The organism is Natrinema sp. HArc-T2, from assembly GCF_041821085.1.
In the GTDB taxonomy this organism is placed as follows: Archaea; Halobacteriota; Halobacteria; order Halobacteriales; family Natrialbaceae; genus Natrinema.
Window position 1 is genome coordinate 66,704 of sequence record NZ_JBGUAZ010000001.1, and the last position, 15,408, is coordinate 82,111.

The window sequence follows — 15,408 nt, forward strand, 5'->3', positions numbered from 1 at the left end:
CAGTGTTAAGTGTTAACACTTTGTAGTTGGGCGCATTATGCCTGAAACCGCTCCACGAGACAATCTGACATCGGTCGGCGAGACGAGCGGTCGAACGATCTACTACGACGAGGGCTGTGGGACCTACCACACGTGGTACGACGACGGCGCGTACGAGCCGGTGAGCACGGCGCTGCTGTTGACGGTCTCGTCGGTGCTCGAGGTCGATCCCACCGATCTCGAGACGCTCTCGGACTACATCGAACCCGACGCACTCAACGCGCTGGTCAGCCACTGGCGGCACGACAAGCCACAGGCTGGTGGCGGTTCGGTCTCCTTCCCCTTCCCACAGTGTACCGTCACGGTCCATGCCAACGGGGAGTTGGTGATCGATCCAGCACAACAGTACGCTGCCCCGACAGGCAACTGATGGCGTGGTGACCGCGACCAGTAAGCGGTCCGATCGCGTCAGCCGTCGCCACTCGGCACGGGTTCGAGGACGACCCGGTCGCCGGGCTGGAGGCCGAAGGCCTCGTCACCACGGCCCTGATTGACGTCGAGTTCCGCGTAGCCGTGGCTGCCGACGGTCACCAGTCGCTCGCCGACGGAGACGGCGGCGAACGTCTCGCCGACCGGAACGGGCTCGCCGTTCGCTCGGACCCGCGCTCGGTCTTCGAGTGCCGATCCCGGGACGTTCGTGATGACGTTTCCGAAGCCGTCGACGGCCAGCACCTCGCCGACCGCTCGCTCGTCTTCGAGTGTTGCCGTCGGCAGCTTGAGGTCGACATCGACTGTCGTCGACTCGAGCCACTCGAGGGACTCGAGAGTCTCGATGCCGATGTCGTGGACCGCGGCGGCAGCCGGCGCGAAGACGTCCCGTCCGTGGAACGTCTTGCTTCGGCCCTGTGGCAGGTGCTGTCCGCGGCTGTCTGGCTCGGACTGGTTGGTCGTCGGCTCGATGGGGCCGAGACCGTCCTCGTCGATGAGATAGTGCTCGAGTCGACCTGCGTCGCCCGCGAGCCGCCGCGCTGCAGGTAGCAAGACGCCGTTGTCCGGGCCGACGAGCGTATGGTCGCCGGCGCGGACGACTATCGCGTTGCGGTCGGTGCCGACGCCAGGGTCGACGACGACGAGATGCGTTGCAGGCGGAAAATAGGGGAGTACTTCACCGAGCCAGAAGGCGGTCGTCCGGACGTTCTGTCGGGGGAAGTCGTGGGCCACGTCGACCAGCCTGGCGTCCGTTCGCTGCAGTAAGACGCCTTTCATCGCTGCCGGATACGGCGTTCCGAAGTCCGAAGCGAGCGTAATCATAGTCGCCGCTACGGTCGCTCGGGCTAAATCAGTCGGTGTTCGAGTCCGATTCGCTGACCATCTGAATGCGCTCGATACCGTTCATCTCCTCGACGACATCGACGACGGCCTCGGGCACGAGCGACTCCCAGTCGCCATCGGTGATCATCCGCTCGCGAACCTCCGATCCCTCGAGAACTTCGCGGTTGAACATCGGCGATTGGCGGATCTCGATCCCGGCTTCCCGAAAGAGCTGGATAACGAGTGGATTGTTCGAGTAGGCAACGTCAAAATCCGGGCTCATGCTCTGGACGTGGCTGACCCACACCGAGTTGCGCTCTAAGTCCTCGATGGGGACGGCGTATGTGACCAGATCGAACTCGACGAGCGACTTCGTGATCATCATGATCCGCTCGCCTGCCGTAAACGGATTCCGGACGGTGTGGGAATCGTCGGCGCTTCCGATCCCGAGGACAAGCTCGTCGACATCGTCGGCGATCTGTTCGACCATGCTCAAGTGGCCGTTGTGGAAGGGCTGGAAGCGACCGATGTAGAACCCCCGAGTCATGCCGGATACTGCTCGAGCAGCACGCTTAAGCGTGGCGAGTTGTCCGTGGATCGCCGCGTTCCGAATCGACGAACGTCCATGAGAGACGCTTTCTATCACGACTGGACAGGCTGTGTACCAGTCTATCAACAGTATATTCACACCCGTTTATATCTGTACGGAAGGCGTCGTCGGATTCGCTTGATTTGCCCCGTCGACCGCTGTGTCCTCCGGTATCAACAACTGACACCATCCTCCGTATGGAGAAAGTATATCAGTGCCAATCCCTTCGACACAGGTACTGAACAGAGTTCTATGAGTAACGATACGAACGTTGACGACCCTCCCGAAGACGCGCCGGCTGGTCCCGACCAGGACCACCACGAGCGTCAGGGAGAACGGTCGCCGCGCGAGGGCGACGGCGATCGTCGTACCGACGTCGACGATCCAACCGACGGGTTCGAGCCGGCGTCCGACGAGGACGACGAGATCGAGACCGTCGAAGACCTCGGCAGCACGGTCGAGGTCGATCCCGGCGTCGAGGTCGACGAGGAGATCGCCGAGGACGACCTCTTGGGCGGTCTCAAGATCGACTCGACGGAGGACATCGAAGTCCCCGATCGACTCGTCGATCAGGTCATTGGTCAGGACGAGGCACGAGACATCATCATCAAGGCGGCGAAACAGCGCCGACACGTCATGATGATCGGCTCGCCGGGGACCGGCAAGTCGATGCTGGCGAAGGCGATGAGCCAACTGCTGCCGAAAGAGGACCTCCAGGATGTCTTAGTCTATCACAACCCCGACGACGGGAACGAGCCGAAGGTCCGGACCGTCCCCGCCGGGAAGGGCGAACAGATCATCGACGCCCACAAGGAGGAAGCCCGCAAGCGCAACCAGATGCGCTCGATCCTCATGTGGATCATCATCGCGGTGGTCATCGGGTATGCGATCCTCAGTTCGGCCAGCCCGCTGCTTGGCATCCTCGCAGCAGGGATCATCTGGCTGATCTTCCGGTACACCTCACGGGGAACCGACGCGATGGTCCCCAACATGATCGTCAACAACGGCGATCAGCGCGTCGCTCCCTTCGAGGACGCGACCGGTGCCCACGCCGGTGCGCTGCTGGGCGACGTCCGCCACGACCCCTTCCAGTCCGGCGGCATGGAGACCCCGAGCCACGACCGCGTCGAACCCGGCGCGATCCACAAATCGAACAAGGGCGTGCTGTTCGTCGACGAGATCAACACGCTCGACATCCGTACCCAGCAGAAGCTGATGACGGCCATCCAGGAAGGCGAGTTCGCCATCACGGGCCAGTCCGAGCGCTCCTCGGGTGCGATGGTCCAGACCGAACCCGTCCCCTGTGACTTCATCATGGTCGCTGCAGGGAACCTCGACGCGATGGAGAACATGCACCCCGCGCTCCGCAACCGGATCAAAGGGTACGGCTACGAGGTCTACATGGACGACACCATCGAAGACACCCCCGAGATGCGGCGCAAGTACGCCCGCTTCATCGCGCAGGAGGTCGAACGCGACGGTCGTCTGCCTCACTTCACCGACGACGCCGTCGAGGAACTCATCCTCGAGGCCAAGCGTCGCTCGGGCCGGAAGAACCACCTGACGCTACACTTCCGCAGCCTCGGTGGACTGGTCCGCGTCGCCGGCGACATCGCCCGCGCCGAGGACCGCGAGCACACGACCCGCGAGGACGTCCTGCAGGCCAAACAGCGCTCCCGGTCGATCGAGCAACAGCTCGCCGACGACTACATCGAGCGCCGCAAGGACTACGAACTGCAGGTCACCGAAGACGGCGTTGAGGGCCGCGTCAACGGGCTCGCCGTCATGGGCGAGGACTCCGGTATCATGCTCCCGGTCATGGCCGAGATCGCCCCCGCCCAGGGTGGCGGGCAGGTGATCGCCACCGGCAAACTCCAGGAGATGGCCGAGGAGTCGGTCCAGAACGTCTCGGCGATCATCAAGAAGTTCTCCGACGTCGACCTCTCGGAGAAGGACATCCACATCCAGTTCGTCCAGGCCGGCCAGCAGGGCGTCGACGGCGACTCCGCCTCCATCACGGTGGCGACCGCCGTCATCAGCGCCTTGGAGAACATCCCGGTCGATCAGTCGATCGCGATGACCGGTTCGCTGTCGGTGCGCGGCGACGTGCTCCCGGTCGGTGGGGTGACCCACAAGATCGAGGCCGCCGCGAAAGCCGGCTGTGACACGGTCATCATCCCGAAGGCCAACGAGCAGGACGTGATGATCGAAGACGAATACGAAGAGATGGTCGACATCATCCCCTGTTCGAACATCAGCGAAGTCCTCGATGTCGCCCTGATGGGCGAACCCAAGAAGGACTCGCTGGTCGACCGCCTCAAGTCGATCACCGACGCGGCGTTCGACCAGGGTGCGGTCGGCTCCGCCAGCGGCTCGAACCCGAGTCCGCAGTAAATGACCCAGTGGACGACGTTCGTCGGGCTGACGGGCGTCGTCCTCGTCTTGCTGCTCGTTCTCTCTCATCTGACTCAATCTGCGTTTGACGACGATACTGACGACGCCAGCGACGGCGTCGCCGAGCGATTCGATGCGACGGCCCACGACGCTGACCGGAACGCTCGAGCCCCTGACGGTTCGTCACCGCCTCACGCGACTAAGAGTGTGCCGGAGCCAATCGACGACGATCGGTCCGCTGCTGACGATCAATCCACCACTGGCTCCGTGTGGCAGTCTCGTGATGAGCGCCAGCCACGGAACGCAGCCGTGTCTGCTGATTCCCGGCCCGGCCACGCCGATCGAGCCGTCGATCCGGCGTCGCTGTCGACCGGTGCCCTCCTTGCGAACGTGGCCTTCTCACAGGGGCTGTTCGCGTTGCTGTTGCTCGGCGCGGCAGTCTACACCGCCATCCCGGCTGCGGCGCTTGGTATCGAGTTTTCCGTGGCGTATCTCGAGACGGGACTGGTACTGGGGATAGCCGCCGGGATTGGCTTCTACGTCGCGAACGAACTCGCCGCGGCGACCGCGACCCGACTCGGCTTCGACCACGACGAGACGCTCCGGGAACTGCTCGCTCCCGACTCGATCGGTGGCTGGCTCGCGTTGTTGCTGGGTGTGTTGCCGATCATCGCCGTCTTCGAGGAGTTTCTCTTCCGCGCGGCACTGATCGGCGTCCCAGCTGCTGGTTTCGGCCTCTCGCCGTGGCTGCTCGCGGTCGTCTCGTCGATCGCCTTCGCCCTCGGCCACGGCATGCAGGGGTCGGTCGGCGTCGTCGTCACTGGCCTCCTCGGGTTCGTCCTCGCTGCACTTTTCATCCTCACTGAGAGCCTGCTGGTCGTCATCGTCGCTCACTACCTCATCAACGCCCTCGAGTTCGTCGTCCACGAGGGACTCGGTCTCGAGTGGGCGGAAACGGTCGAAGGCTAAGGGGGCCACCTGACTGGTATCCGGCAGTCTGAGACGAACGTCTGTCGGCGGGTGCTGGCAGGTCTACGACCGTCGTGTGGTCTCAGCGGGACAGCAGACCGTATGCGAAACGATCACCACGACGAAGACGAAGCCGGTCGCGATTCCCCGCTACGCCGGCAGTGTCGAGCGCTCGACGACCGGTGTCGCGCTCGCAGTTAAAACTGTTCGAGTCCGGTTTGCTCTGCTGCGGCGAGTGCCTTCTCGCAGGTCGACCACGACTCGCGCGCGAACGGCGGGAGTTCACCGTGTGCGTCGGTGTAGGACGCGAGGAACTCGCGAGTGGTCGAATCGCTGGGGTAGCCGCTGCCGATCGCTCCGTACTCGTCGGCCAGTGCGGCGATGTGGGTGTCACGTTCGACTTTGGCGATGATGCTGGCTGCGCCGACCAGCCGCGAGTCGTCGTCGGCGCCGTGGCGGGCATCGACCGCGATTCCCTCGAGCGAGCAGGCATCAGCGACTCGGCGGGCGAACCTGTCGGCGTCGGTGTCGCAGGCGTCACAGAGTCCCGAAATAGGGTCGCTCGAGGAGCCGTCGCGATCGAGATCCGCAACGGCGTCCTCGATCGCCGCTGCGTGGGCCGCGACTGCCAGCGAGTTCATGTCCGTTTCGGGGTCGTCGATCCGTGCCGGCGTGATCTCGGCGACGCCGACTGCGATCCGATTGTCGTCCCGCAGGATCGTTGCCAGTTCCTCGCGGCGCTCAGTGGAGAGTCGTTTCGAATCTCTGATCCCATCGGGGAGGTCGCCGACGTCCTCGAGAGAGACGGCTGCGGCGAACATCGATCCCAGCGCGGGGCCTTTGCCGGCTTCGTCGACGCCGAATGGCATACCACGAGGGTCGACTGCGGTGAGGAAAGTCGTTGTGATACGGACACCTGTCACTGCGTTCCGGAGCACCCGCGACTGCACTGCGGGCGCACCGGAAACCCGTGACAGCAGACCGTATAACTCGTCGTCAGTTGGCTGTCTCTGCGAGTTCGTCGTCGGGCGCCGCTCGCGGCTCGTCGAGGAAGTAGTCCTCGAGTTCGAACGGCTCGTGTTCTCCTTCGACGCCGGTCACGTCGAGTGCCGTTACTTCGGCGTCGGTCTCGAGTAAGCCCGCCAGGCTTGGCTCGGTTCGACCGTTGTCGCTGCTGATCAGCTCTTTGACGTAGAGGCCACCCTCGCCGTGGAGACGCACTTCGGCTTCGGTCGGCGACTGCAGGTCGCCGTCGATCTCGTAGACCGTCCGCTCGCGGGTCAGGCCCGCTCGCCGATGATCGACCCGTTCGGGGGTGTACTGGTCGACGGTCGTCCCCTCGAGTTCTGCGAGTGCGGCGTCGAACTCGTCTTCCTCGACTGACTCCCCGAACGCGACGTCGGCCCGGTAGTGTTTGCTCGCGTCGTGTTCCTTGACGCGTTCGACCATCTCGTAGGTCGCGAGCCGCAGACCCTCGACTTCGACTGCACCCTCGGCGGCGTCGTTGATCTCGCGTTCGAGTGTCTCGACATCGGGGTCGCGAACGCGGGGTCGTTTCACCTCGAGGACGAAGGGCCGGCCCTCCTCGAGCATGCGGGCGTCGACGTCTTCGCGGCCCGCGCCGTGGAAGGTCCCCTCCTCGCCGTCCATCGCGTCGACGACGTGGGGGCGGACGACCTGTTCGACGCTCGTGTCGTACATGTAGCCCGAGCCGCCGCAATAGTCACAGGGTTCCTCGCCGTCGTCGCCCAACTGGACGCCGCTGCCGCCACACTCCCGACAGGGCCACTCGGTCTGAGGAATGTCGCGCTCGAGTTTCCGGTAGCGACCGTAGACGAACGCGGGATTGATCTGAACGTCGACCGCGTGGCTCGTAACGGTTCCAGAGTCGAGGGCCTCGAGCGGGTCGAACCCCTCGAGGTCGACGACCGCAAGCACGTCGGGCCGGTCGAAATCGACGTCGGTGTCGGTCAGCGCGCCGACGCGCCGGCCGACTTCGCGGTTCACTTCGCGCTTCATGGATTCGCCGACATCGGGCTCGAGGCCGGCGTCCTCCCGGAGCAGGCGTTCGTTCTCCTCGACCAGTGGCGGGACGCGCGTGCCGACCTGGTAGGTCGCGAAGTCGACGTCTGCGAGTTCGTCGACGATCGTCTCGGCGATGGCGTCGAAGGTGCCACAGTACCCCTCGCAGACCCAGCAGTCCACGGGCTCGGTCGGCTCGAAGTCCTCGTCGTCGGCCAGTGCGACCGTCGTGCGCAGTGCCCGGCCGCGCTCGGCGTTGGTCAGTCCGAAACTCCGGTCGGCGAAGGGCCGACCGAGACAGGAATCGCAGATGGTGCCCGTCGAAAGCAACGCGCGGGCGTTGTCCGTGATCATGTCTCGGGAGTGGGGCGGCGCGGGTAACACGTTTTCCCTTCGAAGCGACGGTGTGAGACTCGCTTGCAGCGGGTATCGACCGTCTGGCTTCGTTCGGGGGGTCGAGCGCGTGCTTGCTCCTGCAAGCCACAGCCCGGAGGTTCAAATGGGTCGGGTTCTAGCTTTCGGTCATGAGCGATTTTCGACCGGATCGTCGGTCCTTTCTCGCGGCTGCGAGTGCCGGACTCGTTGGCGCGATCGCCGGCTGTGCCGAACCCCGCGCCGAGCAGTCGATCAAGGGTGACTCCTCGGCCACCATCGACCGGGACGACCTCGCTGACGGCTCGGCGTTTACGGACATCTACGACGCGGTCATCGACTCGGTCACGCAGGTGCGTGTTTTCGGCGTCACGGACCCGAACACTGGTGCCGAGGGTCGCGGGCAGGGATCGGGCTTTCTCTACGACGACAGCCACGTCGTCACCAACGACCACGTCATCGCCAACGGCGAGGCGGCGGATCTCCAGTACACGAACGGTGACTGGACGAGCACCACGCTCGCCGGTCGCGACGCACATAGCGATCTGGCCGTCCTCGAGGTCGACCACGTTCCAGAGACGGTGACGCCACTTTCGATGGCCGACGAGCGCCCGGTGGTCGGCCAGCAGGTCGCTGCCATCGGGAACCCCTACGGGCTCGCCGGATCGATGTCAGCGGGGATCATAAGCGGTGTCAACCGGACGCTTACGGTTCCCGAGCGTCAGTTCTCGTTCCCGAACGTCATCCAGACAGACGCCGCCGTCAACCCCGGCAACAGCGGCGGCCCGCTCGTCGACCTCGACGGCACGGTCGTCGGAGTCATCAACTCCGGCGGCGGCGACAACATCGGCTTCGCAATCTCCGCGGCGCTGACCGAACGTGTCGTCCCGGCACTCATCGAAACCGGCGAGTACGACCACTCGTATCTGGGAATCGGCCTCCGAACCGTCGATCGGCTCGTCGCCGACGCAAACGACCTTTCGGCGGCAGCCGGCGTCATCGTCACTGCCGTCATCGACGGCTCGGCTGCCGATGGCGTCCTCGAGCCAGCCACGCGGACCGTCCAGCGACGCGGCGAACGGATCCCGGTTGGCGGTGATGTCATCCGCGAACTCGACGGCACGCCGATCCCTGACCGACACGCCCTTTCGACGTATCTCGCACTCGAGACCAGCCCCGGAGACACGATCGAGGTTCAGTTCCTGCGGAACGGACGGCTGCGTACGCGGGACCTAACGCTCGATGCTTGGCCACCGATATAGGCGGCTGGCGACGCTGCGTGCGTCTCGTGCGGCCGATTGGGCGACTCTGGTTGTGCCCTGCCGAAACCAGCCGTTACTGTCGCTGCTGTGAACTCGTTTCGCGTTCTAGCACGATCATACACATTAGGACTCGTTACGTTCTTTCTCGAGTGATAGATCGCGGTGGAACCGAACGCTACTATCGGGACGTCCTCGGTAAAGACGTGATAACAATGTACATGGGCGTAGCGATCATAGCTGGTGCGAGTACCCACCTGATGTCGCATGACCGACGCCGACACCTCCCACTCCGATAGCACGGAACCGACGTTCGAACTCGACCACGTCGTGGTCGAAAACGACGACGCGCCCGACGAGTGTGCGATCTTCCCGCTCGAAGCCAGCGAGACGGAGCTCCTGTCCGCCTGGATCTCGGCGCACGAAGGCGCGTTCGTCGACCTCGAGTCAATGCACTAGTCCAATGTACCTAAGTCACTCCGTTACCGCTGTCGGCTTCTGGCTTGGGACCTTGCTGCCGGTCGTCTACGTCCCCGTTATCCTGGCCGGGATCGACTCGATCGGTCGCCTCTCGCTGCTCGTCGCCCTGCTTGCGGTTCACGCGCTCGCCCTCGTCATCGGCCACGACTATGCGGGGTCGCGATCGCAGTGATCGCGAGACAGGGCTCGCTTCGGCCCCGTCTTTCGCGTGGTAGCTCTCGTCTAGAGGTGCCCCGTTCTCCGAAGGCACCCGTCGCTTTCGGGACTGATAAGCGCCGCTCCGAAAAGCAGTATGTGCTGGTTCGTGGAAGTCGAGAATATGAAGACCCACTGTCCACTCTGCCGCAGCGTCGTTTCCGACGACGCACAGCACTGGTGTCGGTGCGGCCAGCCGATGGGGTCGCGGTGTTACGATGCACACCGCGAGTGGTGCGCAGTCGACGGCAGCGAGGCCTGGATCGGCGCACTCGAGTGGTAGCGTCGCTGCTCTCCTGTTCGGGTGTGGCGACCCGACAGCGGTGGAGTCAGGTCACCGATCGAATCGAGGCTAGTCGATCGAGGCCGACCAGACCTGCACCTGCGGCGTGCCACACCGATTACAGACCACCGCTCGTTTGTCCTTGTACGTATCCCGCTCGAGTGTGCCGTCGGGACAGTCGGGACAGGACCGCCCCGTGAGAATTGCGAGCAACTGCTGCGTACCGCCAGACTGCGACGACTCTGATTTCGCCATATAGTCATTGCATACCGGAGACCGGGGAAACAGTTGGCCATGCCTATGCAGCCTCGATCGGCTCGTGAGTCGAAGCAGCTATGGCCGCGTCCGGTGAATGCCCGGGAAATGTGGCCCTGGGGACACCTCGCCGTCGCCTATCTGCTCTGTACCGTCGTCACGCACCGCCGATTCGGTCGCCCGCCGCGTGCCTGGCCGGCGATTGCACTCGCTGTCGGCTCGCAGACGCCGGATCTGATCGATAAACCCCTTGCGTGGAATTTCGGCGTTCTGCCCGGCGGGCGCACCCTCGCACACTCGCTTTTCACCGTTGCCTGTCTCGTGCCCGTGGCTCTGATCGTTGCGGACCGGCTCGAGGGCCGTGCGGTCGGCGTCGGCTTTCTGGTCGGTTACTGCTCACACCTGCTGGCCGACATCCCGCCAGCGGTCCTCTCGGGAGAGTTTGCATACGCCGCCTACCTCCTCTGGCCAGTGCTCGAGCAACCTCCCGAGGATCCCGTCGCCGGCATCTTCGATGCGATCCTCCACTACTACGCGATGGGGCCCTACGAGTGGGTGCAGTTCGGCCTCTTTGCCGTCGCCGCCCTCGTCTGGTATCGCGACGGGATGCCGGGGCTCGGACCGGTGTCTGCCTCGCTCGAGCGCCGATTCGGCGTCGAGTCCTGATCGTCGGCAGTCGTGTCCGCTCCCTGAGCGTCGGATCGTGGGGGCTATCCCGACGGCCGGCAACGCTCTGATATGCGCCAGTTCGTACTCATCGGTCACGACGTGCCGACGACGCCCGACTTCTCGCTCGACGATCTCGCTGGCGGAGCCGGTCGTCTCGACGCACTCTGTCGGTCGATCACCGCCGCGTTCGTCACCTCCCACGGCATCCGCGAGGACGTCCGCGTCCACTTGATTGCTCAGGACGAACTCACCATCACCTTCGACGGCAGCGACCTCCAGCGGCTCAACCCCGACGAGCGAAGCACCGCCGCGTTGGTTCGGAAGGCTCTCGAGCACCGCGACGAGGCCATCGGCGCGCTGCCTGCAGAACCCAGTCCGGGCGTCGAACTCTACCGACGCGGATTTGCGGGAACGCTCGAGCAAATCGCCGACGGCGGTCCGATCGTCCAACTCCACGAGGATGGCGAGGCGGTCGTCGACGTCGGCGCGGAGCGGCTTTCGGATGCGGTGTTCGTGCTCTCGGATCATCGTAATTTCACCGCGGAGGAATCCGGTGTGCTCGAGGAACACGCTGATCAGCGGCTTCGACTCGGCCCGCAGTTGCTCCACGCTGATCAGGCGATCACCGTCGCCCATCACTATCTGGATACGAACGGCTACGAGGAGTTTTAGCGGGGAGCAACGGCCCTGCTGGTGATTTGACGGACGCATTCGGAAGCGTTAAAGGACCGGACCCATTCCGTTCGAGTGCGGGCCGGTGGGGTAGCTTGGTATCCTTCGGCCTTCGGGTGGCCGTAACCGCAGTTCGAATCTGCGCCGGCCCATACTACTCCCGCACTTCAAACCGCCGAGTGGCGCGGCTGCGACGCGAGGCATCCGAAGTGCGGGAGTCGATGACGGCACGCAGATTCGAATCAGGGAGGAGCTTCGCTCCGACCGTGGTTCGACATCTGCGCCGGCCCACTTTTCCCGCATTTCACGACGCGAGCAGCGCGATTTCCGTTTAAGTGAACCGAAGCGGTTCTCTATCACCGTAGGCCGTTGGCAAGAGAACCGATCGGACGGGGGTTACATGACCTGCTTCGGTCGAATTCGCAAGAGCACCCGCTCGGATTCGATCGGGTTCGGATACTCGTCGACGTCCATGTATCGCTGGGCGAGGTCGTCGATGTGTTCTCGAGCGCCGTCGGTCGTAAGTTCCTCGACCTCGCCGATCACCGAGAGGCGTCGGTAGGGGTCGTCGGGATCGGCCATGCTGACGCCGATGGCGGGGTTGTGTGCTGCGTTCTTCGCTTTTTGTCGGTGCCGTTCGGTATTGACCAGCAGGAGTCCGTCGTCCGCGTCGTAATCGATCCACACTGGCGTGACGTGTGGCAACCCCTCGTCGGTTAGTGTCGCGACGTGGGCGAACGTTTGCTTCTCGAAGAGGTCGTGGAAGTCGTCGGGGATCGAGGCCATAGACATCGTGTCGTTCACTCGCTTCGGTCTTGTGTATGGCACCTACATCCACTGCAGGCGACTGATTTCGGAAGTTGACAGTCTCTGCCGACCGAACCGCGGGGAATCGCTCGAGAGAAATAAATAGCAACCATGCAGGTGATGGCTGACGGCTTATGCGCTCTGAAAGTGTCCCCATTCCCGTATGACTGATCAGCAGTCGTCGACCCGTCGTCGAGTACTGATGCTTACAGGTGCAGCTGCGTCGACCGCTCTCGTTGCTGGCTGTGGCGGTCCGGGTGGCAATGGCAACGGAGAAGACGGAGAAGAGACCGAAGACGGTGACGGGGCTGTCGATACTGGTGACAACGAAACCAACGAGACCGACATGAACGACACCAACGACACCAACGACACCAACGAAACCAACGAGACCGACATGAACGACACCAACGACACGGAGTAGTCGTCGGTTCGACAGCAGCGACGTGGATATTCGAGTTCACACTGGTCCACTGTGGATCGTCGGCTCGCCGGTAACCGGCAGTCGACTGTCGGACTGCCCCTGCAGACGCGTTTTTTGAATCCTGACACGGACTCCTGTCAGACGGACACCTGTCGGTCAGTGCCGGTGCCCCCGCGACCACCATACCCTACGGTCCCACCGGAACAGCAGGACAGCAGACCGTCTGACCCGAGACGCAACCATTACCGAGCATCGGACCCTCTCTCGAGTAATGACCGACGAACTCGAGTCGGACGTCGAGCGCATGGACGACATCGCCGAGCAACGGGACGAACTGGCTGCCCGTGTGCGGGCCCACGCCGGTGAGATCGCGCGGGAGCTCGCCGTATTACAGGGTGGCGATTACGGGCAGGAAACGTTCGATACCGACGGCGGCAGGTGGACGATCAAGTACGAGGCCGGTGACGTCCAGTATCTGCGATTCGAGCCCACCTCGGGGTCGGAGACGTACGTCGTCTCGAGCAAGCAGCCACCCGAACCCGAGGCCTTAGAGACGGCGATGACCGACTACGGGGCGTTCGTCGCGGCGTACAACGAGTACGTCCGCTCGTTCGACGGGCTGTTCGCGGATGTGCCCGAGGAGTTCCCACCGGTCGAGTCGACGGCGGAACTGGTCGCCGAACGGGACCGGATCGTCGATCGGATCCGCGAGGTCGGTGACGCGATGGCGGCCCAACTCCATCGGTACGACGGCGAGTACGGCACCTACGCGACGACGGTCGCGGGCACCCGCTGGGAACTGAAGTGGGACGGCGACGTTGCCTCGTACCTGCGAGTCGGTGGTTCCGACGGCACCTACCTCCTCTCACAGTACGGGCCACCGGCGGCCACCGAGGTTCGCCGGCTCGCTGACGACGTTCCCGCCTTCGTCGCCGCGTTCAACCACTACGTCGACGACCTCGAGGCGGATCTCGCGCAGGTCAGTCTCGGCGGCGACTAAACCCCACACAGGCGTTCAGCGGCGACGAGCGAACCGCTGTGGGGGACACGACTGCGTCGGCTCTCGAGGTGGTTCTGGAGCGATATACAGCGGACCCAACTGCTCTATACCGGAACTAGTAGCTGTTTTGTACCGTCTGAGCATAGGACGTGGTGGCGACGACGGTCGCCAGGACTACCATGGATGGCTCTACTGACCGGATCGATGAGGGTACTGCCCACGAGTACGCGGCTGCCACCGACGCGGTCGACTCCGACGAGACGGTACTGTTCGATGCCATCGTCGTTCGATACGAATCCGGCAGCGATCGCTGTACGCTCGTTCCCCACGAGGGTTCGACAACGGAGAAACTGAACGCCTGGCTGACCGCAGACCTCGAACTGGTCGTCGATCTCGACGATGCTCGGTGATGGCGAGAGCGAGCGCTGCACGGTTTCACATACTGCCGGACAAGCCGGGTCGCCTGCGGTCGCACTCGAGCCGTGTCACCAGCGGTGACAGCCGTTGGGACGCGCTCGAGTCTGTACTGACGGTTGTTCGGTAGTATCACCCGTTGCTGCGAGTCTGACGCCATCGCAGAAGCGGGACCCCGCTCCTCACGGAGCGACCGAGCGCTGCCGTGAGCGAGGAGGGTAGTTCAGACGTCGACGTACTGATCGACCCACTTCTGGCGGCGCTGGAGTGCACGTCTGCCTTTCGGCGTCAGCGCGTAGTAGTTCGTTCGCCGGTCGAGTTCACCTTTCTCGACGAGTTCTTTCTCGACGAGCGTGTCGAGATTGGGATACAGCCGACCGTGTGTGACCGGCTGGTCGATGTAGTCGTTGATGTCGTCGAGGATCTCTTGTCCGGACGGTCGATCTTTTCCTGCAATTACGTACAGCAAGTCGCGCTGGAAGCCAGTTAGCTGATCCATGGATCACCCTCTGAGTGACGACCTTCACCACTCTGTGGTTTTGTTATAGAGCGGGTACACGCCCGCTCTGTCCCCGAATGCGCTCCATAGGACTGCTGTCAGCGGAGAACGGCCAGCGAGAGCAGCCACACGGCGACAGCGAATGCCTACATCAATATGACGCGTCGCTTTTGACGATCACCGCCGTATCGGTCGCTATGCCAACCGATCAACTGGCCTGGGAAACGCGCGAACGTCGAGTAGCCTACTCCTGTCCCGGTTTCGATGTCGTTAACGAGTCCGTGCAACTTCCCGATGGCACGGAAACCGAGTTCGATTACCTCTCGGAGCCGCCGAGCGTCTGCATCCTGCCGTTTACACCTGACGGTGACGTCGTCTGTATCGAGGAATGGCGACAGGCTGTCTCGCGAATCAGTCGCGGGCTCCCCGTCGGCGGCGTCGAACCCGACGACGACGATCTCGAGGCCGCAGCCCATCGCGAACTCGCTGAGGAGACCGGCTACGAAGCCGAGCGACTCGAGCCGCTGGTGTCGGTCGAACCCGCAAACGGAATCGCGGATACGCGCTTGCACGTTTTCGTCGCCGACGGCTGTCGACCGACTGCCGAACAGCAACTCGATCACAACGAGAGCATTCGACCAACTGAGCTGTCGTTTGCGGACCTCACCGACGCGGTCGTCGCCGGCGAGATCGACGACGGGCGGACGGTACTCGCCGTCTCCTACTATCGGCTGGTCGAGCCAGCGTGTGGCCCGGCGTAAAAATAGTGATCGGTACTGCAACGCGCCAATCAACCGGTGTGATCCGGTGATCTG

The 15,408-nt window shown here is 63.7% G+C and carries 20 protein-coding genes and 1 tRNA gene; 14 read left to right on the plus strand and 7 right to left on the minus strand.

Annotation, left to right across the window (positions count from 1 at the left end):
- The first annotated feature begins 37 nt into the window (after positions 1 to 37).
- Positions 38 to 409, plus strand: a complete 372-nt coding sequence (locus ACERI1_RS00360) for a HalOD1 output domain-containing protein (RefSeq protein ID WP_373616034.1) — start codon at positions 38 to 40, stop codon at positions 407 to 409.
- 38 nt (positions 410 to 447) lie between these two features.
- Here ACERI1_RS00360 and ACERI1_RS00365 read toward each other — a convergent pair whose 3' ends face one another.
- Both ACERI1_RS00365 and ACERI1_RS00370 read right to left on the minus strand, forming a co-directional pair.
- Positions 448 to 1,290 carry an S-adenosyl-l-methionine hydroxide adenosyltransferase family protein gene (locus tag ACERI1_RS00365; RefSeq protein WP_373616035.1) on the minus strand — a complete coding sequence of 281 codons (843 nt, stop codon included), beginning with the start codon at positions 1,288 to 1,290 and terminating at the stop codon, positions 448 to 450.
- Between the two features lie 28 nt (positions 1,291 to 1,318).
- Positions 1,319 to 1,837 (minus strand): nicotinamide-nucleotide adenylyltransferase, encoded by a 519-nt coding sequence (locus ACERI1_RS00370; RefSeq protein ID WP_373616036.1) that lies wholly within the window; start codon positions 1,835 to 1,837, stop codon positions 1,319 to 1,321.
- A gap of 294 nt (positions 1,838 to 2,131) precedes the next feature.
- On the opposite strand from ACERI1_RS00370, the gene lonB reads away from it, so the two are divergent.
- On the plus strand, positions 2,132 to 4,273 hold the full coding sequence (gene lonB, locus ACERI1_RS00375; protein WP_373616037.1) for an ATP-dependent protease LonB: 2,142 nt from the start codon (positions 2,132 to 2,134) through the stop codon (positions 4,271 to 4,273).
- The gene (locus ACERI1_RS00380) at positions 4,274 to 5,242 is read left to right on the plus strand and encodes a lysostaphin resistance A-like protein (RefSeq protein WP_373616038.1); all 969 of its coding nucleotides are present in this window, start codon (positions 4,274 to 4,276) and stop codon (positions 5,240 to 5,242) included. It begins immediately after the preceding gene.
- A gap of 197 nt (positions 5,243 to 5,439) precedes the next feature.
- Here ACERI1_RS00380 and rnhB read toward each other — a convergent pair whose 3' ends face one another.
- Both rnhB and ACERI1_RS00390 read right to left on the minus strand, forming a co-directional pair.
- Positions 5,440 to 6,111 (minus strand): ribonuclease HII, encoded by a 672-nt coding sequence (gene rnhB / locus ACERI1_RS00385; RefSeq protein ID WP_373616039.1) that lies wholly within the window; start codon positions 6,109 to 6,111, stop codon positions 5,440 to 5,442.
- Between the two features lie 127 nt (positions 6,112 to 6,238).
- Positions 6,239 to 7,618 carry a tRNA pseudouridine(54/55) synthase Pus10 gene (locus ACERI1_RS00390; protein ID WP_373616040.1) on the minus strand — a complete coding sequence of 460 codons (1,380 nt, stop codon included), beginning with the start codon at positions 7,616 to 7,618 and terminating at the stop codon, positions 6,239 to 6,241.
- 170 nt (positions 7,619 to 7,788) lie between these two features.
- Between ACERI1_RS00390 and ACERI1_RS00395 the strand changes: the two genes are divergently transcribed.
- The 4 genes from ACERI1_RS00395 to ACERI1_RS00410 all read left to right on the plus strand — a co-directional run bounded on the left by ACERI1_RS00395 (position 7,789) and on the right by ACERI1_RS00410 (position 9,853).
- A complete protein-coding gene (locus ACERI1_RS00395) occupies positions 7,789 to 8,898 on the plus strand; it encodes a S1C family serine protease (protein WP_373616041.1) in 1,110 nt (369 codons plus the stop codon).
- 264 nt (positions 8,899 to 9,162) lie between these two features.
- Positions 9,163 to 9,354 carry a hypothetical protein gene (locus ACERI1_RS00400; protein ID WP_373616042.1) on the plus strand — a complete coding sequence of 64 codons (192 nt, stop codon included), beginning with the start codon at positions 9,163 to 9,165 and terminating at the stop codon, positions 9,352 to 9,354.
- Between the two features lie 4 nt (positions 9,355 to 9,358).
- Entirely contained in the window at positions 9,359 to 9,547 is a 189-nt protein-coding gene (locus ACERI1_RS00405; RefSeq protein WP_373616043.1) for a hypothetical protein, read from the plus strand.
- A 147-nt stretch (positions 9,548 to 9,694) separates the two neighbouring features.
- Positions 9,695 to 9,853: a hypothetical protein gene (locus tag ACERI1_RS00410; protein WP_373616044.1), complete on the plus strand. Its 159-nt coding sequence runs from the start codon at positions 9,695 to 9,697 to the stop codon at positions 9,851 to 9,853.
- A 69-nt stretch (positions 9,854 to 9,922) separates the two neighbouring features.
- On the opposite strand, the gene ACERI1_RS00415 is transcribed toward ACERI1_RS00410, so the two are convergent.
- A complete protein-coding gene (locus ACERI1_RS00415; protein ID WP_373616045.1) occupies positions 9,923 to 10,108 on the minus strand; it encodes an HVO_A0556 family zinc finger protein in 186 nt (61 codons plus the stop codon).
- 108 nt (positions 10,109 to 10,216) lie between these two features.
- Here ACERI1_RS00415 and ACERI1_RS00420 point away from each other — a divergent pair, with 108 nt between their 5' ends.
- From ACERI1_RS00420 to ACERI1_RS00430, 3 genes are all read left to right on the plus strand, one after another.
- Positions 10,217 to 10,774 (plus strand): metal-dependent hydrolase, encoded by a 558-nt coding sequence (locus ACERI1_RS00420; protein WP_373616046.1) that lies wholly within the window; start codon positions 10,217 to 10,219, stop codon positions 10,772 to 10,774.
- Positions 10,775 to 10,846: 72 nt separating this feature from the next.
- Complete coding sequence (gene trmY, locus ACERI1_RS00425) at positions 10,847 to 11,449, plus strand: tRNA (pseudouridine(54)-N(1))-methyltransferase TrmY (protein WP_373616048.1); 603 nt, start codon at positions 10,847 to 10,849, stop codon at positions 11,447 to 11,449.
- A gap of 79 nt (positions 11,450 to 11,528) precedes the next feature.
- A tRNA-Pro gene (locus ACERI1_RS00430) sits at positions 11,529 to 11,601 on the plus strand.
- A 244-nt stretch (positions 11,602 to 11,845) separates the two neighbouring features.
- Here ACERI1_RS00430 and ACERI1_RS00435 read toward each other — a convergent pair.
- Positions 11,846 to 12,235 (minus strand): pyridoxamine 5'-phosphate oxidase family protein, encoded by a 390-nt coding sequence (locus tag ACERI1_RS00435; RefSeq protein ID WP_373616828.1) that lies wholly within the window; start codon positions 12,233 to 12,235, stop codon positions 11,846 to 11,848.
- A gap of 223 nt (positions 12,236 to 12,458) precedes the next feature.
- On the opposite strand from ACERI1_RS00435, the gene ACERI1_RS00440 reads away from it, so the two are divergent.
- From ACERI1_RS00440 to ACERI1_RS00450, 3 genes are all read left to right on the plus strand, one after another.
- Positions 12,459 to 12,680: a hypothetical protein gene (locus tag ACERI1_RS00440; protein WP_373616049.1), complete on the plus strand. Its 222-nt coding sequence runs from the start codon at positions 12,459 to 12,461 to the stop codon at positions 12,678 to 12,680.
- 271 nt (positions 12,681 to 12,951) lie between these two features.
- Positions 12,952 to 13,680, plus strand: coding sequence for a hypothetical protein (locus ACERI1_RS00445; RefSeq protein ID WP_373616050.1), 729 nt, complete (start codon positions 12,952 to 12,954; stop codon positions 13,678 to 13,680).
- A 179-nt stretch (positions 13,681 to 13,859) separates the two neighbouring features.
- On the plus strand, positions 13,860 to 14,090 hold the full coding sequence (locus ACERI1_RS00450) for a hypothetical protein (RefSeq protein ID WP_373616051.1): 231 nt from the start codon (positions 13,860 to 13,862) through the stop codon (positions 14,088 to 14,090).
- A 227-nt stretch (positions 14,091 to 14,317) separates the two neighbouring features.
- On the opposite strand, the gene ACERI1_RS00455 is transcribed toward ACERI1_RS00450, so the two are convergent.
- Positions 14,318 to 14,593, minus strand: coding sequence for a PadR family transcriptional regulator (locus tag ACERI1_RS00455; RefSeq protein WP_008009301.1), 276 nt, complete (start codon positions 14,591 to 14,593; stop codon positions 14,318 to 14,320).
- 197 nt (positions 14,594 to 14,790) lie between these two features.
- Between ACERI1_RS00455 and ACERI1_RS00460 the strand changes: the two genes are divergently transcribed.
- A complete protein-coding gene (locus ACERI1_RS00460; protein ID WP_373616052.1) occupies positions 14,791 to 15,354 on the plus strand; it encodes an NUDIX hydrolase in 564 nt (187 codons plus the stop codon).
- The last annotated feature ends 54 nt before the right edge of the window (positions 15,355 to 15,408 follow it).